Source organism: Microbacterium testaceum StLB037, assembly GCF_900104345.1.
GTDB classification, from domain to species: domain Bacteria; phylum Actinomycetota; class Actinomycetes; order Actinomycetales; family Microbacteriaceae; genus Microbacterium; species Microbacterium testaceum_A.
Genome location: NZ_FNJN01000005.1, coordinates 270,245 through 290,180, shown reverse-complemented (window position 1 = coordinate 290,180; position 19,936 = coordinate 270,245). Strand labels below are relative to the sequence as shown.

Below are 19,936 nucleotides of genomic sequence, written 5' to 3'. Positions count from 1 at the left end.
CTGGGGTGAGGCATGTGTATGTGTCCCCCTCTACGTTCCAGAGAACGTCCCGGCCCGGCGACGTTCTCTGTGCGCCCTAGGGGGGACCACGACATGTCTTCGACCCGTTCCATCGCTCGACGAGCCGCCGCGCTCGGAGCGAGCGTCTCGCTGGTCGCTCTCGGGGTGCTGGCAGCGTCGCCCGCCCAGGCCGCGACCTGCACGGTCACACCGACGACGTGGTCGGACCTGCAGGCCGCGTTCGCCACGGCGCCTTCGACCGGGGCGGTGATCTGTCTCGGCGCGGACATCATCGCCCCTGAGTCTCAGGTGCCGGGGGCTGACCGGCTCAGTCAGCCGAACGGCTCCGATGTGACCTTCGACCTTAACGCTCACTCCCTCACGATCGCGGTGGATCCGATCTCGGGTATCGATGCGGGCATCGCAGTCGACGCCGGCAACACCCTCACGATCGATGCCACCGGTGGCGGTGACATCACCATCAGCGGAGGCGCGTACGGCGCCGCAATCGGCGCGTCGTACGGCAGCGACCTCGGAACGGTCATCATCAACGGCGGTGTCATCGACGTGTCGACCGCTATCGACGGAGCCGGAATCGGCGGCGCGCAGTTCGCGCCGGCCATGGCTGCCGGCTCCATCACCATCAACGGTGGCACCATCACCGCGAAGACGAACAACTGCGGACCCGGAATCGGCGCAGGCGAGTACAGCACCGTTTCGGCCGACATCACGATCACCGGCGGCGTGATCAACGCGGCGGGTACGTGTGGAAGTCCCGGTATCGGAGGCTCCGAGCAACGTTCGACCACCGGCGGAAACATCACCATCACCGGCGGCGTGATCACCAGCACGGGCACTCAGGCCGCGGGCTTCGGTGGCGGGTTCAATGCTGCAGGAGCCAACATCACGATGTCCGGCGGTGACCTCACCGCATCGACACCAGTCCAGCCGGGGGGTGGTAACGGTGCTGCGCTCGGATCGGGCGCCGCCGGGCCCACCCTCCCGGTTCCGCCGCCCGGAACGTTGACTCTCATCGGTGCGGGGATTCCGACGCCGACGTCGGGCACCGCCCCGTACGCATCGTCGCCGATGGCCACGGTTCTCCCCGGCCCTGTGGGCGTGACATTCACGCAGACCACGCAGGACGGCACGTTCACTCAGGGCCCTTCGACGCGGATCGTCTTCGCGGTCGCCGTCGCGCCGCAGATCACGACCACGAGCCTCCCCGGCGGGACCGTCGCGGCACCCTACGCGCAGACAGCCGCGGCATCCGGAACCGGTCCCATCACCTTCGCCCTCGCCAACGGCACCGCCCTGCCTCCCGGGCTCACCTTGGATCCCGCGACCGGTGTCATCAGTGGCACGCCCACGACGGCGGGATCGTTCTCATTCCAAGTCAGCGCCACCAACATCATGGGCACCGACACCAAGACCTACAGCGTCGCGATCGTCGCGGCGCCGGCGATCACCACAGCGAGCATTCCCGGCGCGACGGCGGGCGCCGCCTACTCCCAGACCATCACCGCGACGGGAACGGGCCCGATCACCTTCGGCCTCGCCAACGGCTCCGCCCTCCCCGCAGGTCTGACCCTGGACCCCACGAGCGGCGTCATCTCCGGAACACCGACCGCCTCGGGCACATTCACGTTCGTCGTCACCGCGACGAACGCCACCGGTACTGACTCACGCACGTACACGCTGACCGTCGCGGCGGCAGCGGCCACCCCGTCCCCCTCCGCAACGTCGGCACCCGCTGCACGAACGGGCAGCAGCACGCTCGCCGTGACCGGCACCAACGGAGCACTCGCGCCGCTTCTCGCGGGCGGCGGTGCGCTGCTCCTCGTCGTGGGCGCCGGGTCCCTCATCCGCGCACGCGGACGCCGGCAGTCCTGAGCGCCTCATCGCAGACGCCGATATCCCACCTTCCCGAACGCACCACGTAGACATCCCAGAAAGAAGTCGTCCATGAGTCCCTCTCCCCGTTCATCGGCCCGCCGCTGGTCGGCACAGGTGCTCGGTGCCGCGTTGCTGGCGGGGGCGCTCGTCGTGACGCCTGCGCTGCAGGCGTCGGCGGTCTCCTCGCCCCCCGTGGTGGTCGACCAGTTCACCACCACGAATGGCGCCTTCCTCCTTCTGAAGCCGAGCGCGGGCAACGTGCTCTACTCGGCCAACGGCGGTGGGGGCAATCTCAACGTCACCGACCTGTCGACGACGCCGCCGTCGACGACCCAGCGGATGTTGCGCACCGGTCAGTTCGGGACCAACCTCGAGCTCGACGAGAACACGGACGGGTCACGTCTCTTCGTGACATCAACCACGGGCATCGACGTCTTCGACGTGCTGAACCCGTCCGCCCCGTCGGTCTTCTGGCCCGCCCCGAGCGGCACTCGCTACAACTCGACGGCGTACAACCCGGCCACGGGGCGCTTGCTCGTGTCCGCCACCGACAACACTGGTTCCTACATCGCCGAACTGGACCCCGCATCGGGAACCGTCACCGCACAGCACTCCACGGCAGGTTCGCAGTACACGCAGCTCGCCGTCGACCCCACGCACGGACTCCTCTACGGATCTTCCAACGGGGCACTGACCGCCATCCGCACCTCGGACTTCACTGTCGTCGCCGCCACAGCAACATCCGTCGTCGGGCCTAACAACCCGAACGGCGTGGCAATTGATAGTGCACGGGGACGAGTTTTCGTCACAACCGGTGCGCAGACCGCCTCGGCGTCGGTGGCAGCATTTGACTCTTCCACATTGGCGCCCCTCGCGACCTACCCCCTCGGAGCAGCGGCGGCCGGCCCGTTGTCCTACATCGCCAGCTCCAACTACCTCGTTGTCGGCTTCCTCAGCGCGAACAAGCCCCGCCTGATCGACCTCAACTCCGCCACCGTCACCCAGCTCACCGCCGCACCCACCGGATTGAACCGCGGCATCGCCGTAGACCACGTCAACGGGTACATCTACAACGCCGGAACCACCAACAGCCAAGTCACCGTCCTCGCCACCGCCGTGGACATCCTCACCACCACCGTGCCGAACGCATCGGCGGGCACCGCCTACACCGCCTCCATCGACGCCGCCGGCTCCCTGCCGCGAAGCTTCGCCGTCTCCAACGGCGCCCTCCCGCAGGGCCTGACGCTCGACAGCGCCACCGGCACCATCTCGGGAACGCCCACAACGGGAGGGACGTTCACGTTCACCGTGACCGCGACGAACGTCGCAGGAACGGACTCGCAGGTGTACACGCTCTACGTCGCGCAGCCGCCCGTCATCACGACCACCACCGTGCCGAACGGCGCGAGCGGCACGGCGTACGCCGCGACGATCGCCGCCACGGGCAACGGCCCGATCACGTACTCCGTCAGTTCCGGCGCACTGCCGGCGGGCCTGACCCTCGACGCGGCGACCGGTGCGATCAGCGGCACCCCGACCGCCGCGGGGTCGTTCTCCTTCCAGGTCACGGCGACGAACGCCGACGGAACAGACACGGCCGACTACTCGATGCAGGTCCTCGCGGCACCGGTCATCACCTCCCCGACGCCCCCGGCGGCGACCGCCGGCGCGGCCTATTCGCACACCGTCACCGCATCGGGCTCCGGGCCGATCACCTTCACGGTCAGCTCCGGCTCGCTGCCGACCGGTCTGACGATCGACGCCTCCACCGGCGTGATCTCTGGAACGCCGTCGGTCTCGGGCTCGTTCGCTTTCACCATCACCGCGACCAATGCCGCCGGATCCGATTCGCGTGCCTACACGGTCGCCGTCGCCGCCGCACCGGTGACCCCGGCCCCGTCTTCGACACCGACGGCGGCGGGAACGGGGAGTAGCAAGCTCGCCGTCACCGGTAGCGACGGCGCACTCGCGGCGTCCCTCGCGGGCGGAGGGCTGCTGTTGCTCGCCGTCGGGTCCGTCACTCTGATCCGCGCGCGCAGACGCCACCTGTCCTGATCCGACTCCGCTTCACCGGGCCCGGTCGGCGTCGGCGCTCACCATTCCTCGCCGTCGGAACCCGTTCACCGACCGCAGGCCCGTCATTGGAGAAACCATGAATCCGAACGCCTCTGCGGGGCGCGCTCGTCGCGCCGAAGCTTCGCCACCGAGCGCTGTCAAGCGTCCAGGCGGTTTCGCGCGCTCCATCGGGATCCTCGCGGCAGCACTTCTGGCGGGGCTGTTGGGGCTCGTCGCCCCCGCGGTGGCGGCACCCGCCGCTCAGGCGGCCACGGTGTGCGCCGCCGGCAGCATCTACGCCAACGTGGGGTCCGGTCGGCTCGCGCTGAACGAGTATTCGACAACGGGGACGCTCCTCAACTCCGTGCCCCTCACCCGGGACTACTACGACATCGCCTTCCTCGGCGACGGCACCACGCTGTACGGCGTGCGCGTCAACGTCCTCTGGCGTATCGACCCGACGACCGGGCAGGAAATTTCCGGCACGCCCATCACGGGCCTTCCTGCGAATTATGATGCGAACGCCTTGAGCGCCCTCCCCACTGGCGACCTTCTCACCGGGACGGGCAACTCCACGGAGATCTTCCAGATCAACCCGACGACGGGCGTCGCCACGCCGTTTCGCGCGTCCTTCCCTCCGGGCTTCGGGTCGGCCGGCGACTTCCTCAGCCTGAACGACGGCGACATCCTCGCCGTCGGTACCGGCACAAACGTCAGCACGCTGTTCCGCATCAAGCCCGACAACTCGGTCATCGAGGTGGGCACGGTCCCCACCACCTATGGCGCGGCTCAATCGGGCAACGTCATCTACCTGCCCAGCGGCGGCGGAGAGATCTACGCCGTCAGGAACTTGCCCACCACCGCGTCCGCCGCACCCATCCCCGTCGACACCCTCGCATCCACCGGCCTGGTCTTCTTCGGAGCGACCGCCCCTCAAGACAGCGGTCTGTGCGCCGGTCTGACCCTCGAGAAGACGGTGGCGCCCGCGGCGGCGGCCCCTTATGCCGCGGGGCAGGCCGTCACCTTCTCGTTCCGCGTCACCAACTCCGGAAACACCCCCGTCCGTGATGTGGCCGTCGACGAAACGGCGTTCACCGGCACCGGCCAACTCGGTCCGATCAGCCCGAGCACCTCCGGCTCGCTCGCGCCCGGGGCATCGACGACGTTCACCGCGAGCTACGTCCTCACTCAGGCGGACGTCGACGCCGGGGTCGTCACGAACACCGCGGAAGCGACCGCGACATACTTCCAGCGGTCGACGATCACCTCTCAGCCATCGACCGCGGCGCTTCCCATTCAGGCGGCCGGCTCTCTCTCCCTGCAGAAGAGCGCATCTCCCGCCGGACTGAGCGCCTACACGGTCGGCCAGAACATCACGTACACCTTCGATGTGCGCAACACGGGGAACGTCACCGTGAAGGACGTCGCGATCCGCGAGGACGCGTTCACGGGGAGTGGCGTCATGAGCGCCCCCACTCCCGCCACGGTCGCGGCACTCGCACCCGGCGAAGCAACGGTGTTCACCGCGACCTACACGCTCACCCAGGGCGACATCGATCGGGGCACCACGTCGAACACCGCCACGGCCACCGGCACCGCACGGGGCATCCCCGTGACCTCGGCGGCGTCGCGGGCGCTTCTGTCCGGGACGGCCGCCCCGTCCCTCGCTCTCGACAAGACCGCCGCCCCCGCACCCGGCGGCGCGTTCCACGTCGGCGACCAGATCTCGTACCGCTTCACCGTCGCCAACACCGGCAACGTGACGGTGACCGGCGTCGGGGTGACCGAGGGCGCGTTCACGGGCACGGGCACGATGGGGGCTGTCTCTCCGTCCGGGACGACGACGCTCGCCCCCGGTGAGAGCACCGTCTTCACCGCCACGTACACCGCCACGAGTGAGGACGCGACGAGAGGTTCTGTTTCGAACACGGCGACGGCGTCGGGCACCGCGCCGGGGAACGTCCAGACGGTCTCGGCCCCCTCCACCGCCGTGGCGCGCATCGCGGCGCTCCCCGTTCCTCAGCCCTCCACGTCTCCGACTCCGGCGTCAGCGGGTCGTGCCAACCTCGCGGTCACCGGCGGCGACGGCGCGATGGCTCCCGTCCTCATCGGTGCTGCGCTTCTGCTCGTCGTCGCCGGCTCGGGGGTCCTGGTGCGCGCACGGCGGCGTCGACTCTAGGGTCGTCTCATCACGTCCGGTTCGGTCCGTCCCCTCCCTCGGTGCGGGCGGACCGAACCCGACGTGTCGCGCCCCGCGCGTGAATGCGGATGACGCAGAGGAGATCCCCCTGCGTCATCGGGGTCGGAACACTGCGACTCAGAAGGGATCCGTCTGAAGTGTCCCGTGCGCGATTGCGAGCAGTCATCGCCGTCCTGGTTATCGCCGGGGGAGTCCCGGTCGCGCTGCTCGCGTGGATCGGCGGGGTCGTGCTCGCCGATCGGCTCGGGCTCGCGGTGTCGTCGGAGCAGATCTTCACAGGGCTTCTCGCCCTCCTCATCGGAACCGTCGTCTGGCCCCTCGCTCTCCGCCGGCTCTGGCGCGAGCTGTGGCGCCGCGAGAATTCGGTTCCGGCACCGGCGCCGACGCGCGGAGACGGCCTTCTGCGAGTGCTCATCGTGATCTGCGGAAGCGTCGGGATCCTGGTTCTGTGCGCTCCGCGCGACGTCGTCGCAGCAGTGACCGGCATCTGGGCCGCGGTGTCCGTGGGCCCGCGAGAGGACGGCATCCTGCTCCAGCTCGTCCTCACCCTCATGAGCCTGCTCCTGGCCGCTCCCGCGCTCTTCGTGACGGGATACGCCCTCCGGGGCCTGGACGGTCAGGACCCGCGGCGTCTCCGCTGGCAGGAGAGGCAGAACTGGTACACCGCGGCCGCCGTCGCGTGGGCGGTCTCGCTGGGCCTCGGCCTCGTTCTCTCCGTGGCGGCCCTGCTCACTCTCTAGAGCGATCCGTGACCGATGCGGCGGGGGTGTCCTCGAACGGCCTGCGGACCCGAGGGTCCGGAGCCGCGGTCGATCCGCGATCGACCACCTCGAACGGCAGAGTGCCGAGACCTCGCCCCGGCTCGGCACCGTCGAGAGCGGCGAGGACGGCCTCGGCCGCACGCGCCCCCTGACCCCGAGCGAACTGGTCGATGGTGGTCAACGAGAACCATCGACCGAGCTCGTGGCCGTCGACCCCGATGATCGAGACGTCGTCGGGAACCCGCAGGCCGAGCTCCCGGGCGGCGAGGATCGCACCGATCGCCATCTCGTCCGACGCGGCGAACAGCGCGGTCGGACGGTGTTCTGCCGTGAGCAGCCGGGTCGCCGCCGCCGAGCCTCCCTCGATCGTGAAGTCGGCCGGTTCCACCACGGCATCCGCGATGCCCGCCGCCGCCAGCTGCTCCAGAAAGCCCCGACGCCGCAGCCCCGGCACCGTCGAGCCCGCGGCGGTCGCGGCGTCCGCTCCGATGTGAGCCAGGCGGCGGTGGCCGAGCCCCAGCAGATGCTCGGTGGCCGCGCGGCCCACGGCGAGATCGTCGACCGTCAGAGTCGTCAACAGCGGGTTCGGGCCGGCGATCGCCACGATGGGAACGTCGAGGCCGCGCAGGGACGTCGACTCCTCGGCATCCAATTCGAGGGCGACCGTGATGACGGCGTCGATGCGGCGGCGGCGCAGGTGGTCGTCGAACACGCGTCGGCGCTCAGCGGGGTCGGCGCTGACGCTGTAGAGCGTGATGTCGTAGCCCTCGCGGACGAGGGCGTCGGAGATGCCGGCGAGGACCGTGCTGAAGAACCACCGGTCGAGGAACGGCACCACCACGCCCACCGCGCGCGCCCGCCCGGTAGCCAGACTCGATGCCGCCGCCGAGACGACGTAGCCGAGCCGGTCGGCCGCGGCCAGCACCCGGTCGCGGGTGGCGGTCGAGACGGGTCCGCGCCCGCTCAACGCGCGCGAGACCGTGGCCGTCGACACCCCCGCCGCGCGGGCGACGTCGTCGATACCGGCCACGGTCTCGCGATTCCGGATGCCGCGGCTCAGGCCGCCGCGATCCAGACGGTCGTGTCGGTCGGCAGGCGGTCGCCGTCCAGGGGGCCGCTCGCGATGAGCACCTCGCCCGCGGGCAGCTCGACCGCGCCGTCGCCGAGGTTGGCGATCACCAGCAGCGAGCCGTTGCGGAACGCCACGACCTCGTCGCCGAAGCCATGGAGCCACTCGAGCTCTCCCGCGCCGAGGTCGCGTGCGCGGCGCTCGGCGAGCAGCGACCGGTACAGCGTCAGCGTCGACGAGGGGTCGTCGACCTGCACGTCGCGGGCGAGGTCGGCCCACTCCGCGGGTTGCGGCAGCCACGACTCACCCGTGGTGTTGAAGCCGTACGCGGGGGCGTCGGCGGTCCACGGGATGGGCACGCGGCAGCCGTCGCGCCCGTACCGCTCGCCGTTCGTGCGGAACCAGGTCGGGTCCTGACGTGCGTCGTCGGGCAGGTCGATGACCTCGGGCAGGCCCAGCTCCTCGCCCTGGTACAGGTACGACGAGCCCGGCAGGGCCAGCATGAGCGAGGTCGCGGCGCGGGCGCGGTGCAGACCCTTCACGGGGTCGGGCTTGCCGGGCGTCTTCGGGCCGATGCCCGCACCCTGCGGGTTCTCGGCCGTCAGCGCGAGGCGCGAGGCGTGGCGCACGACGTCGTGGTTCGACAGCACCCAGGTGCTCGGGGCGCCGACGGCGGCGTACTCGGCGAGCGACTCGCCGATCACGTCGCGGAGGGCAGCGGCATCCCACGCGGTCTCGAGGTAGTGGAAGTTGAACGCCTGGTGCATCTCGTCGGGCCGCACCCACAGGGCGGTCTGCGCGACGGTGGGCAGCCACGCCTCGGCGCAGAGGGCGCGGTCGCCGTCGTACGCGGCGAGCACCTCGTGCCACTCGCGCCAGACGTCGTGCACGCCCGGCTGCCCCCAGTACGGGACCTCTTCGGCGTCGCCGCCCATCGAGCCGCCCTCGGGGTCGGGCGTGAAGTCGGGAAGACCCTCGGCCTTGATGAGGCCGTGCGCCACGTCGACGCGGAAGCCGTCGACCCCGCGGTCGAGCCAGAAGCGCAGGATGTCGCGGAACTCCGCGCGCACCTCGTCGTTGGTCCAGTCGAAGTCGGGCTGGGTCTCGTCGAAGATGTGCAGGTACCACTGCCCCGGGGTGCCGTCGGCCTCGGTCACGCGCTTCCACATGCCGCCGCCGAAGACGCTCTCCCAGTTGTTCGGGGGCAGCTCGCCGTTGTCGCCCGTGCCGTCGCGGAAGATGTAACGCGCGCGCTCGGGGCTGCCCGGCGCGGCCTTCAGCGCCTCCTGGAACCACACGTGCTGATCGCTCGAGTGGTTGGGGACGAGGTCGACGATGACCCGGATGCCGCGATCGTGGGCCCCCGCGAGCATCGCGTCGAAGTCGGCCAGGGTGCCGAAGATCGGGTCGACGTCGCGGTAGTCGGCGACGTCGTAGCCCGCGTCCTTCTGCGGCGACCGCTGGAAGGGGCTCAGCCAGATGGCATCCACCCCCAGGTCCTTCAGGTCGTCGAGGTGGGCGGTCACGCCCGGCAGGTCGCCGAGGCCGTCGCCCGAGGCGTCGGCGAACGAGCGGGGGTAGATCTGGTAGATGACGGCGGTGCGCCACCACTCCGAGCCGGGAGCGGCGACGAGATCGGCGCGCGCGTCTTCCTGCGTGAAAGTCATGGCGTCGACCTTACTGCAAGCGCTTGCAGGGTGGAGCATGCGGGCCGTGAGACCCATCGAGTGTCCACGACACCCGGACGAGATCTCGACGGGTCCGCGCGCCTCGGACACTCGACGTCCCGGCTGGCCATCCGCCGCGCGCCCCGCCTCGCGAGCGCCGCGATTAGGCTGGGTCGGTGCCCGACGCCTCCGCCCTCGCCCGCGCTGAATCGCTCATCACGAGCATCCCCGACTACCCCAAGCCCGGGATCGTGTTCCGCGACATCACGCCGCTGCTCGCCGACGCCGCGGCGCTCCGCGACGTGGTCGAGGCGCTGATCGAACCGTTCGCCGGCCGTTTCGACGCCGTCGCCGGAGTCGAGGCGCGCGGCTTCCTGCTCGCCGGAGCCGCTGCCATCGTCGCGAACGTGGGACTCATGCCGATCCGCAAGGCCGGCAAACTTCCCCGCCCCGCGGCCACCGTCTCGTACGACCTCGAGTACGGCTCGGCGCAGATCGAGATGCACGACGACGCCGCGGACGGCGCCCGCGTGCTGCTGCTCGACGACGTCCTCGCCACCGGCGGAACCCTCGGCGCGGGTCGCGAGCTGCTCGAGGCCGTGGGCAGCGAGGTCGTGGGCATCGCGACGCTGCTCGAGATCGACGGCCTGGGTGGCCGCGAGGCGCTCGGCGGCGACCTACACTCCGTCTTCCACGTCTGACGCGGCGTCCGCGAGAGCCCTGGCGGCGCGGCGCGTGCGAAACTCCTGAGCTCTCAGTCGAGAACGGGCGCGTGCCGGCTGTTTCGGAGCCCCGCCGCCCGATTGCTCAGGAGTTCGGTACGGCCCTGCGTCCGGGCCGCCTCCGCCGTCGACCAGAATCGACGCATGACCTCGCGCCCCGACATCCTGCACCTGCTCGCCTTCGCCGCGGAGCCCGGCGGCGGGAACCCGGCGGGAGTCGTCCTCGATGCCACGGGCCTCGACGAGCCGCGCATGCAGCAGATCGCGACCGACCTCGCCTACCCCGAGACGGCCTTCGTCACCGCGCGCGACGATCGGCGCGCGCGGGTGCGGTACTTCTCGCCCGGCGCCGAGGTGCCGTTCTGCGGGCACGCGACGATCGCCACCGCCGTGGCCCTGGCCGAGGCGGAGGGCCCCGGTCCCTTCGTCTTCGACACCGCGGCCGGCGAGATCGCCCTCGAGACCACCGTCGACGCCGACGGTCGCGTGACGGCCGGCTTCACGAGCGTCGACCCCGTGCAGAGCGAGCTCGATCCCGAGGTGGGGCGGCGGCTGCTCGGCATCCTGAATCTCGCCGTGGGCGATCTCGACGTGCGCCTGCCGCTGGCGCAGTCTTTCGCGGGCAACACGCACCCGGTCGTCGCGGTGGCCTCGCGCGAGCGCTTCGACTCGTTCGACTTCGACCCTGCGACCCTGCGGGCACTGATGGACGAACGCGGATGGGCGGGCACCGTGATGGTCGTGCATGCGAAGAGCCCGGATGCCGAGGTGTTCGAGGCCCGCAACCTGTTCCCCGTGGGCGACATCACCGAGGACCCGGCGACGGGGTCGGCGGCGGCCTCGCTCGGGGCGTACCTCCGCGACCGCGTGGGACGCACGGCGCCTTTCTCGTTCACCGTCCGTCAGGGGCGGCACGTGGGGCGGCCGAGCGAACTGCGCGTCGACGTCCCGGCGGGCGGCGGCGTGCGCGTCAGCGGGACGGCGACGCCGCTCGAGCACTGACGTCGATCACGCCGGCGTGCGCACCGCCGCGAAGCGGTTGCGCCGGCGCAGGGCGAAGCCCAGACGCTCGTACGCGGCGATCGCACCGACGTTGCTCGCGGCGGCGTGCATCATCGCGCGGTCTCCGCGTTGCTGGATGTGGAACGCGACGTCGAGGACGAGCCGCGAGGCGAGTCCCTGGCGGCGGTGGTCGGCGTCGACGGCGACCGCGCTGATCTCGGTCCAGCCGGCGGGGTGCAGGCGCTCGCCCGCCATCGCGACGAGACGACCCTCGCGGCGGATGCCGATGTAGCGGCCGAGCTCGTAGGTGCGGGGCCGAAAGGGGCCGGGCTGGTTCCGCGCGACGATGTCGATCATCTCGGCGGCGTCGTCGGCTCCCAGCTCGATGGCCTCGTCGTCCGGACGGGTGCGGAGGGCGTCCGTCTCGACGAGCTGTACGCCCTCGCCGCCACCGACCCACTCCCAGGAGGTCGGGATCTCGCCCTCGAAGCCCGAGAGGCCCACGTCAGCGCCGGGCCCGACGAGGTCGCGCAAGGCCTCCCACACGTCCGGATCGTCCCAGGTGCGCACCGCCACGAAGGGGGCGACGTCTTCGGGATAGCGCTTGACGAGATCTCCGCCGATCGCGAAGTGCGCGTGCGGGCCGGCGAGAGCATGCCACGCGGCGTTGTCGAGCACGGTGGCGTCGGCGTGCGGAACGGGCAGGGCGGAGGTGGTGGTCATGGGCATCCGTTCTGGGGGGAGGTGCACGTAAGACAACAGCGTCAGGCGCTGCGCATTCCACGGGGCCTCAGCGCACCCCGGCGGGGGCCCGCGCGGCGAGGGCGGCGGCGACGGCCCCGGCAATCCGGTCGGTCTGTCGCAGCGACAGCGAGTCGGAACGCGGGCGGGTGAAAGCCCCGGCCTCCATCGACGAGGTGAAGGGCCCGATCGCGAACATCGCCGCGCGCGCGTGCCCGTCCCGTGCGACGACGCGGCCGTCGGCGTCGACGTCGATGCGCCCCAGCGAGCCGGTGAACGTCTCGTCCGACACGTGCACCTCGCGGCCGTGGCGGCTCGCGAGTTCGCGGAGCGCCGGGTTCTCGCTCGCCGAGGCGGTGGCCGCGGGCAGCCACGCGTCGATCAGTCCGCGCGCGCTCACCTCACCCGCGGTCCGCGGTGACGACGCGACGAAGCCCCGGTCCGCGTCGACGTGCACGGTGATGTCGGGCCCGAGGAAGCGCACGATCCCCGCCTCGGCGAGAGCGAGGAACTCTTCCAGCCGGTGCGCGGGCGGCCCCGAGGCGACGTAACTGAAGAAGGCGTGCCAGGTCACGGGCAGGTCGATGGCGCGGGAGCGCGCACTCCACCGCTCCGTCGGGATGTCCGAGAGCCCCAGGAACGACGAGAGGATCGTGAGGAACAGCGCCTGCGCCGCACTGCGCTGCTGGGTCGTGCGCAGGTGCAGATCGTCGACGATGTGCCGGAGCACCCTCTCGTGCACCTCGGCGGGACCCGCGAAGCTCTCGTCGCCGAGCGGTACGTCCAGCGCCCGCACGTCGAAGCGGTCGAGGGGATCGGGCACTACCGCGGCCGCGGCGCGGCGGAGGGCCGCGGTGTCGGCATCCACCTCTCGAAGGGTTTCGCGGAACACCTCCCAGGTCGTGGCGACGCACTCGGGGTGGCCGGTGAACAGCTCCCGGTAGTGGCCCCACACGAGCTCGCGCGCGATGAGCGGCCATACGTCGTCGAGGAAGTCGATACTGCCGGGGCGCGCGAGCAGATCGGCGACCGCGGCGGGGGTCAGCACCTCGCGCACGGGCGGGCCGCCCTGCAGCTGCGACGACACCTTCGAGCGATAGGGCACGCCGCGGCGGGATCCGAGGTGCAGTCGCGGCTCGAGTCCTGACGGTTCGTAGTGCAGCCGTCCGTCCCCGAGCCGGGTGAAGACCCCGCCCCGGCCGGCGGTGAGCAACACCACGGCGTCGACCGCGGCCAATCCCATTCCACGGACGATCACGTCGTCGCCGGGGGCGAAGACGGAGAGGTCGGCGTCGGCGGTGAACGCCGGCGGGACGTAGGTCAGCCCCGCGCCCACGGCGGCGTCCCGCAGAGCGACCACCGCGTCCTCGGGCTCGCGCGCGTTGTGGCCCATCGCGTACACGAGCACGTCGGCGGGCAGGCGGATGCCGTCGGCGAGGGCGACCTCGTACCCATCGAGGGTGTCATCGACCCACTGCACGGTTCCCTCGTGCCACCGCACCTCGACCCCGGGCGGGGCGATCGCGACCGTACGACGCCAGAACCAGTCGAGGTACGCGCTCTGCAGTCGTCGCGTGGGGAAGGAGTCGGGGCGGAGGCTGCGCAGCTCGGCATCCACCTCCGGATCGTCGATCGCGACGTCGGGGAGGGTGCCCGCGCGCACCCGCTCGGCCCACTCGATGAGCGACGGCCCCGAACGGATCGGCCCGGCGATCGTGCAGGACTCGTCGGTGAAGACCGTCACGTCGCGCGCCATCGAGTTCAGCTTCAACAGGGGCGACTGCTCGCGCCGCCAGATGCGCCCCGCCCCCGGGGGGAACGGATCGACGAGGGTGATGCGCAGCGGAGCGGGCGCTCGCCGCGCGAGCAGGCGCTCGACGAGCATGACCGCGCGCGGTCCCGCCCCGACGATCACGAGCTCGGTCATCGCACCCCGGCGTTCGCGGGGACCGGGGGCAGGCCGAGCAGGTCGTGCAGCGTGGCGCCCTCGTCGTATGAACGGCGGAACGACCCGCGCTCCTGCAGCAGCGGCACGACCCTGTCGGCGAACTCGTCGAGGCCGTGCGGGGTCACGTGTCCGACCACGGTGAACCCGTCGGTGGCGCGTTCCTGCACGTAGCGGTCGATCTCGGATGCCACGTGCTCCGGTGTCCCGACGAAGGTGTGCGTCGCGGTCAGGCGGATGACGAGCTCGCGGATGCTGAGGCCCTCGGCCGCGGCCTGCTCGCGCAGCTTGCCCACGCGGGCACGGATCGCGGCGTGACGGCCGGCGAAGCCCTGCGCCGTCTCGACGCCCGTGTCGGGCTCGAGGTCGGGCAGCGGGCCGTCGGGGTCGTAGCCGCTCAAGTCGCGGTTCCAGATCTGCTCGAGGTAGGTGATCGCCGTCTGCGGCCGCACCTGGGCCAGGGCGATCTCCCGCGAGCGCTCGCGGGCCTCGTCGGCGGTGTCGCCGAGCACGAAGGTCGCGGCCGGCAGGATCTTGAGCGAGTCCTCGTCGCGACCGTTCGCGGCGAGCCGGCCCTTCACGTCGCGGTAGAACTGCTGCGCGTCGTCGAACACGGTGTGCAGCGAGAAGATCACGTCGGCGTGCTGCGTGGCGAAGTCCCGGCCGTCGGGGGAGTCGCCCGCCTGCACGATGACCGGTCGCCCCTGCGGCGACCGCGGCACGTCGAACACCGCGTCGACGTCGAACAACCGCGACTCGTGCCGGACGCGCTCGATGGCGTCCGCGCGCAGGAACTCACCCGTCTCGGCATCCGCCTCGATCGCGTCGTCGCGCCACGACGACCACAGCGCCTTCGACAGGGCGGCGAACTCCGCGGCCCGCACGTACCGGTCGGCGTGATCGAGGTAGCCGCCGCGGCGGAAGTTCGCGCCGTGGAACGCGTCCGAACTGGTCACGGCGTTCCACCCCGCGCGGCCGTTCGACAAGAGGTCGAGCGTGCCGAGCTGCCGCGCCAGCTCGTACGGCTCGTTGAAGGTCGTGTTGAGCGTGCCGACCAGGCCGATGTGCTCGGTGACGGCGGCCAGGGCCGTGAGGATCGCGAGGGTGTTCGGGCGTCCCGCGACGTCGAGGTCGTGCAGCTGCCCGCGGTGCTCGCGCAGGCGCAACCCCTCGGCGAGGAAGAGGTAGTCGAAGAAGCCGCGCTCGGCCGTGCGCGCGAAGTGCTCGAACGACGAGAAGTCGATCTGGCTGCCCGCGCTCGGGTCGGTCCACACGGTCGTGTTGTTCACACCCGGGAAGTGGGCGGCGAGGTGGATCTGCCGACGGGTCATGCGCCGACCTCCTGACGGGCATAGCGACTGGCGAGACGGGGGAGTCCGAGACGTTCGCGGAGCGTGGGCGCCCCATCGTCGGGGAGGAGGATGCCGGCGGCCGCCGCCGCGGGGACGACCCGGTCGGCGATCGCGTCGAGGTCGGCCGGAAGACGGGCGGGTCGTAGGCGGACCCCGTCGACGCCGGCCGCGGCGAGGGCCCTGACCTCGTCCACCACGTCGGCGGAGGTTCCCACCACCACCCGGGCGTCGGTCGTGAGCGGTGCGCGCTCCTGCAGGCGGGCCCACACGGCTTCGGCCTCGGTGCGCGAGTCCTCGACGAGCACGAGCAGGTCGGCGAACACGCGCAAGTCGTCGCCCCCGTCGAGGTCGCCGAGGATGCCCCCCACCGCGGTCGCATCGGCGGGAGTGACGAACACGAGGTCGGCGTGTTCCGCCGCGAAACGGTAGGGGACCGTCTGGTGCGCGAGAGCGGTGATGAGGGGTTGTCCCTGCGGCGACCGCGGCACGATCGACGCGCCCGTGATCGAGAAGAACTCCCCCTCGAACTCGACGTTGTGCACCCGCTCGCGGTCGAGGAACTTCCCCGACTCGAGGTCGCGGACGATCGCGTCGTCCTCCCACGAGTCGGCCAGACGCCGGATGACGTCGGCGACCTCCCCCGCCTCGCGGAAGGCGGCGAGAAGCGCGGGGTCGTCTTCGACGCGACCGGATGCCGGCAACCCGGCCGGTCCGTCGGTGCGGCGCCCGAAGTTCCGGCGCTCCTGCGCGGTCGAGCCCGCGACGAGTCGGACACCCGCGCGGCCCCGGCTCACGTGATCGAGCGTCTGCAAACCCGTCGCCAGGTGGAACGGCTCGGGGTGGGTCGTCGTCGCGGTGGGGACGAGACCGATCCGGCGTGTGGCCGGGGCGAGGAACGACGCCAGCAGCACCGCATCGAGACGCCCGCGCGCGCGATCGCGGCGGGTCTCGGCATCCGGCTCGAACGATCGTCCGCCCAGGCTCAGCGCGTCTTCGATCGTCGCGAGGACGAGTCCCGCTCCGTCGGCCGTGCGGGCCAGGGCGCGCCAGTAGGCGGCCGAGGTCAGCTCGGTGGGCCGGGCCGTGGGCTCGCGCCACGCGGCCGGGTGCCAGCCGGCCCCGTCCAGGGCGACGGCGAGGTGGATGCGGTCGGGCATCGGGGCTCCTTCGGTCAGGCGAGTGCTGCTCACTGTCGCCCGGACCGCGACACGGCTCAATGCGTGACGTAACGAAACGCCTCGAAGCGTCATGAACCGACGACGGGGGCGGAACATACCGGCCGCGCCTCACCGATCGTTCGACTGTGACGCCGCGCGACACACGATGTCGGTCGGTGACGTCTCGCGACGGACGGTGTCGCTCGGGATGAGCGTGCGTCCCCTTCCGCCTAGCTTCGGCTGCACTCCCGTCCCGTTCTGAAAGGTGCTGCCATGAGCGTTTCCACCGCGATCGCCCCGTTCACGGGCGTGCTCGCCCTGCTCGACGATCTGCGTGACGAGGCGCCCGGCATCGAGGTGCGCCCGCCCTCCGCGGCGACGGTGGAGTTCTCGTTCGACGCCGGCACCGCTCCGCGAACGGGCGCCCCCGTGACGAACGGCCCCGCGGTGGCGTTTCCCACCTCGGTGACCGAGGTCCGGCAACTCGTGCGCCTCGCCGGTCGTCACGGTGTCAGCATCGTGCCGCGCGGGGCCGGCACGGGTCTCTCCGGCGGCGCGACAGCCCTCTCCGAGCAGCTCGTCGTCTCGACCGAACGGCTGAACCGCATCGTCGAGGTGTCGCCCGCCGACGAGGTCGCCGTCGTCGAACCCGGCGTTCTCAACGCCTCGCTCAACGAGCGACTGGCCCCCCTCGGCCTGTTCTACGCCCCCGACCCGGCGAGCTGGCGCATCTCGACCATCGGCGGCAACATCGCCACCAACGCCGGGGGCCTGCGGTGCGCCAAGTACGGCGTCACGCGCGAGTCGGTGCTCGCCCTCGACGTCGTGCTCGCCGACGGCAGCCTGGTCTCGGTCGGACACCGCTCGATCAAGGGCGTCACGGGGCTCGACCTCGTCTCACTTTTCGTCGGGTCGGAGGGCGTGCTCGGCATCGTGGTGGGGGCGACCGTGCGCATCCGCCCGCTCCCGGTGGCACGCCGGACGCTCACGGCGTTCTTCGATTCCACGGCCGCGGGCGCCGCGGCCATCGGGGCGATCACGGCCTCGCGCGTTCGTCCGAGCGTCATCGAGTTCCTCGATGAGATCACCCTCGACGGGATCGATGCCGCGCAGGACTCGGGTCTGCGTGCCCGGGGCGCCGCCCTCCTGCTGATCGAACTCGACGGCTTCGGCATCGACGAGCAGACCGCCGAGCTGACCGCTGCGCTCGTCGCGGCGGACGCACGGGTCGAGGTCGAGAGCGAGACGGATGCCGAGACCCTCTGGGAACTGCGACGCTCGGGCCGACGTTTCGACGCGGACACGTGGTTCGCCGGGGGCGACGTCGCCGTGCCCAAGTCGCGCATCGCGGAGGTGTTCGCGGATTTCCCCGCGATCGCCGACCGGTTCGGGGTCGGCGTGAGCGCCGTCGCGCACGCGGGCGACGGCAACCTCCACCCGGTCGTCTCGCTGCCCATCCCCGCGGGCGTCGATCCCACCGCCGTACCGGCCGCCGTCCACGACGCCGCCGACGCGGTCGTGCGCGCGGCTCTCGCCGTCGGCGGCACCGTGAGCGGTGAGCACGGCATCGGCACCGTCAAGCGCTCTCTCGCCGCGGAGGAGCTCTCCGTGCGCGTGCGCGAGGCGCAGCTCGCCGTCAAGAACGCGCTCGATCCCGCCGGTCTGTTCAACCCCGGCAAAGCCCTGTAACCCCGTCCCCACAGCCCGAGGATTCCCATGACCTTCGCCCGCCGTCCCCGCCGACGCCTTCTCGGCCTCGCCTCCGCCCTCGCCGTCGGCGCCCTCCTGCTCAGCGGGTGCGGTGCCGCGTCGACCGCCGCTCCCGCCGACGCCGAGCCGAAGACCGGCGGCGATCTCGTCTTCCTCATCGACTCGCTCGGCGCCACCTGGATCCCGAACAACAGCTCGATCTCGAGCTACCAGGGCCAGATCTGGGGCAACGTCACCGACAAGCTCATCTACGTCGACGCCGAGGGGAACCTCAGTCCGTGGATCGCCGAGAGCTGGGACGAGAACGCCGACAAGACGCAGTTCACCCTCCACCTGAAGTCGGGCGTCACTTTTTCGGACGGCACGCCGCTGGACGCGGCCGCTGTCGTGGCGAACATCGACATCTGGGCCAAGGGCCGCCCCGACGAGGGCATCAACCGCATCGGCCTGTTCCCCTCCGCCAACTACCAGGGCGCGCAGGCGGTGGATGCCACGACGGTCACGGTCTCGTTCTCCGCACCGACCCTCAGCTTCATCCCCACGCTGGCGTACCACGGCTCGATCCTGCTCTCGCCCGAGACCCTGGCGCTCCCCGCCGACCAGCAGGCGGATCTCACCAAGGACGTCGGCAGCGGTCCGTTCGTCGTCGAGAAGGTCGCCGAGGGCGACAGCGTCGTGCTCACGCGACGGGACGACTACGACTGGGGCCCGCAGGCGGTGGGCCACGAGGGCGCCGCCTACCTCGACACCATCACCTACAAGCAGGTCGCCGAGCCGACGCTGCGCACCGCCTCGGTCGAGTCCGGACAGGCGCAGGTGGCCTACAACGCCAGCCCGCAAGACCTCGACGCCCTGAAGCAGGAGGGCCTCACCGTCGAGACGCCCCGCTACCTCGGATTCGTCAACGGCTACGCCCTGAACACCTCCGTCGCCCCGTTCGACGACATCAAGGTGCGGCAAGCGGTGCAGCACGGCATCGATCGCGACGAGATCCTCTCGACCGTCTACACCTCGGACTGGCACGCGGCGGAGTCGTTCTTCCAGAGCACCGTGCCCGAGGCGACCGACCACACCGCCGACTTCGCGTACGACCCCGACGAAGCGGCATCCCTCCTCGATGGGGCGGGTTGGGTGAAGGGCGCCGACGGCGTGCGGACCAAGGACGGGAAGAAGCTGTCGCTCACGCTTTACCCCAATCCTTACCTGCAGGCCTCGCAGTCGGTTGACGAGCTCGTCGACCAGCAGCTCACCGCCCTGGGTTTCGAGGTGAACCTCGAGACCTACGACGTCCCCACCTACGGCCAGAAGGTCATCGGCAACACGACGGTGCCCGCGACCGAGATCACCCGCAGCTTCGTCGACGTCGGAACAGTCGCCGGCATCCTCACCTCGCAGAAGAAGGGCGACGAGGACTGGTTCCGACTCGGCACCTCGGACGCGACGCTGAACGACCTCTCCACCCGCATCGCCACCGCGACCGATCGAGAGGCCCGCGCGAAGGTCGCCGACGAGCTGCAGGGATACGTCCTCGATCGGGCGTACTTCGTTCCGCTGACGCAGATCGTGCAGCGGGTGTACGTCCAGGCTCCCGAGGTGAGCGGTGTCACCTACAACGGCCTCGCGTACGCGTCCTACCTGAACGCGTGGCTCAACGGCTGA

General features: G+C 71.1%; 14 protein-coding genes. 8 read left to right on the top strand and 6 right to left on the bottom strand.

Going from position 1 to position 19,936, the window contains the following annotated elements; genetic code table 11:
• Positions 1-93 precede the first annotated feature (93 nt).
• The 4 genes from BLS25_RS17250 (at position 94) to BLS25_RS12720 (ending at position 6,891) form a co-directional block, all read left to right on the top strand.
• Entirely contained in the window at positions 94-1,893 is a 1,800-nt protein-coding gene (locus tag BLS25_RS17250) for a putative Ig domain-containing protein (protein WP_074696242.1), read from the top strand.
• A 72-nt stretch (positions 1,894-1,965) separates the two neighbouring features.
• Entirely contained in the window at positions 1,966-3,951 is a 1,986-nt protein-coding gene (locus BLS25_RS12730) for a putative Ig domain-containing protein (RefSeq protein WP_074696241.1), read from the top strand.
• A gap of 97 nt (positions 3,952-4,048) precedes the next feature.
• Positions 4,049-6,130 carry a DUF7507 domain-containing protein gene (locus tag BLS25_RS12725; protein ID WP_081349829.1) on the top strand — a complete coding sequence of 694 codons (2,082 nt, stop codon included), beginning with the start codon at positions 4,049-4,051 and terminating at the stop codon, positions 6,128-6,130.
• A 173-nt stretch (positions 6,131-6,303) separates the two neighbouring features.
• Positions 6,304-6,891 carry a hypothetical protein gene (locus BLS25_RS12720; protein WP_081349828.1) on the top strand — a complete coding sequence of 196 codons (588 nt, stop codon included), beginning with the start codon at positions 6,304-6,306 and terminating at the stop codon, positions 6,889-6,891.
• Here the strand turns inward: BLS25_RS12720 and BLS25_RS12715 are convergent.
• Positions 6,881-7,942, bottom strand: a complete 1,062-nt coding sequence (locus BLS25_RS12715) for a LacI family DNA-binding transcriptional regulator (protein ID WP_081349827.1) — start codon at positions 7,940-7,942, stop codon at positions 6,881-6,883. The two genes, BLS25_RS12720 and BLS25_RS12715, sit on opposite strands and share 11 nt — an antisense overlap.
• 26 nt (positions 7,943-7,968) lie before the next feature.
• The gene (locus tag BLS25_RS12710; RefSeq protein WP_074696235.1) at positions 7,969-9,648 is read right to left on the bottom strand and encodes a glycoside hydrolase family 13 protein; all 1,680 of its coding nucleotides are present in this window, start codon (positions 9,646-9,648) and stop codon (positions 7,969-7,971) included.
• 176 nt (positions 9,649-9,824) lie between these two features.
• Between BLS25_RS12710 and BLS25_RS12705 the strand changes: the two genes are divergently transcribed.
• Together BLS25_RS12705 and BLS25_RS12700 are read left to right on the top strand one after the other, a co-directional pair.
• Positions 9,825-10,349, top strand: a complete 525-nt coding sequence (locus BLS25_RS12705; protein ID WP_056225473.1) for an adenine phosphoribosyltransferase — start codon at positions 9,825-9,827, stop codon at positions 10,347-10,349.
• Between the two features lie 165 nt (positions 10,350-10,514).
• Positions 10,515-11,372, top strand: coding sequence for a PhzF family phenazine biosynthesis protein (locus BLS25_RS12700; RefSeq protein WP_074696233.1), 858 nt, complete (start codon positions 10,515-10,517; stop codon positions 11,370-11,372).
• 6 nt (positions 11,373-11,378) lie between these two features.
• On the opposite strand, the gene BLS25_RS12695 is transcribed toward BLS25_RS12700, so the two are convergent.
• The 4 genes from BLS25_RS12695 to BLS25_RS12680 all read right to left on the bottom strand — a co-directional run bounded on the left by BLS25_RS12695 (position 11,379) and on the right by BLS25_RS12680 (position 16,567).
• On the bottom strand, positions 11,379-12,095 hold the full coding sequence (locus BLS25_RS12695; protein WP_143017947.1) for a GNAT family N-acetyltransferase: 717 nt from the start codon (positions 12,093-12,095) through the stop codon (positions 11,379-11,381).
• Positions 12,096-12,162: 67 nt separating this feature from the next.
• The gene (locus BLS25_RS12690) at positions 12,163-14,040 is read right to left on the bottom strand and encodes an FAD/NAD(P)-binding protein (RefSeq protein ID WP_074696229.1); all 1,878 of its coding nucleotides are present in this window, start codon (positions 14,038-14,040) and stop codon (positions 12,163-12,165) included.
• Positions 14,037-15,389, bottom strand: coding sequence for an NtaA/DmoA family FMN-dependent monooxygenase (locus tag BLS25_RS12685; RefSeq protein WP_074696227.1), 1,353 nt, complete (start codon positions 15,387-15,389; stop codon positions 14,037-14,039). The genes BLS25_RS12690 and BLS25_RS12685 overlap by 4 nt, the downstream gene beginning before the upstream one ends.
• Positions 15,386-16,567, bottom strand: coding sequence for an LLM class flavin-dependent oxidoreductase (locus tag BLS25_RS12680; protein WP_074696225.1), 1,182 nt, complete (start codon positions 16,565-16,567; stop codon positions 15,386-15,388). Before BLS25_RS12680 ends, BLS25_RS12685 begins: the two co-directional genes overlap by 4 nt.
• A gap of 273 nt (positions 16,568-16,840) precedes the next feature.
• Between BLS25_RS12680 and BLS25_RS12675 the strand changes: the two genes are divergently transcribed.
• Both BLS25_RS12675 and BLS25_RS12670 read left to right on the top strand, forming a co-directional pair.
• The gene (locus BLS25_RS12675; RefSeq protein WP_074696223.1) at positions 16,841-18,256 is read left to right on the top strand and encodes an FAD-binding oxidoreductase; all 1,416 of its coding nucleotides are present in this window, start codon (positions 16,841-16,843) and stop codon (positions 18,254-18,256) included.
• 27 nt (positions 18,257-18,283) lie between these two features.
• The gene (locus tag BLS25_RS12670) at positions 18,284-19,936 is read left to right on the top strand and encodes an ABC transporter substrate-binding protein (protein WP_074696221.1); all 1,653 of its coding nucleotides are present in this window, start codon (positions 18,284-18,286) and stop codon (positions 19,934-19,936) included.

Bases quoted from the DNA above. Each gene is read 5' to 3' on its own strand.
- BLS25_RS12670 (WP_074696221.1), top strand. From the start codon at position 18,284: ATGACCTTCGCCCGCCGTCCCCGCCGACGCCTTCTCGGCCTCGCCTCC.
- BLS25_RS12690 (WP_074696229.1), bottom strand. From the start codon at position 14,040: ATGACCGAGCTCGTGATCGTCGGGGCGGGACCGCGCGCGGTCATGCTC.
- BLS25_RS17250 (WP_074696242.1), top strand. From the start codon at position 94: ATGTCTTCGACCCGTTCCATCGCTCGACGAGCCGCCGCGCTCGGAGCG.
- BLS25_RS12725 (WP_081349829.1), top strand. From the start codon at position 4,049: ATGAATCCGAACGCCTCTGCGGGGCGCGCTCGTCGCGCCGAAGCTTCG.
- BLS25_RS12675 (WP_074696223.1), top strand. From the start codon at position 16,841: ATGAGCGTTTCCACCGCGATCGCCCCGTTCACGGGCGTGCTCGCCCTG.
- BLS25_RS12685 (WP_074696227.1), bottom strand. From the start codon at position 15,389: ATGACCCGTCGGCAGATCCACCTCGCCGCCCACTTCCCGGGTGTGAAC.
- BLS25_RS12730 (WP_074696241.1), top strand. From the start codon at position 1,966: ATGAGTCCCTCTCCCCGTTCATCGGCCCGCCGCTGGTCGGCACAGGTG.
- BLS25_RS12695 (WP_143017947.1), bottom strand. From the start codon at position 12,095: ATGACCACCACCTCCGCCCTGCCCGTTCCGCACGCCGACGCCACCGTG.
- BLS25_RS12680 (WP_074696225.1), bottom strand. From the start codon at position 16,567: ATGCCCGACCGCATCCACCTCGCCGTCGCCCTGGACGGGGCCGGCTGG.
- BLS25_RS12700 (WP_074696233.1), top strand. From the start codon at position 10,515: ATGACCTCGCGCCCCGACATCCTGCACCTGCTCGCCTTCGCCGCGGAG.
- BLS25_RS12710 (WP_074696235.1), bottom strand. From the start codon at position 9,648: ATGACTTTCACGCAGGAAGACGCGCGCGCCGATCTCGTCGCCGCTCCC.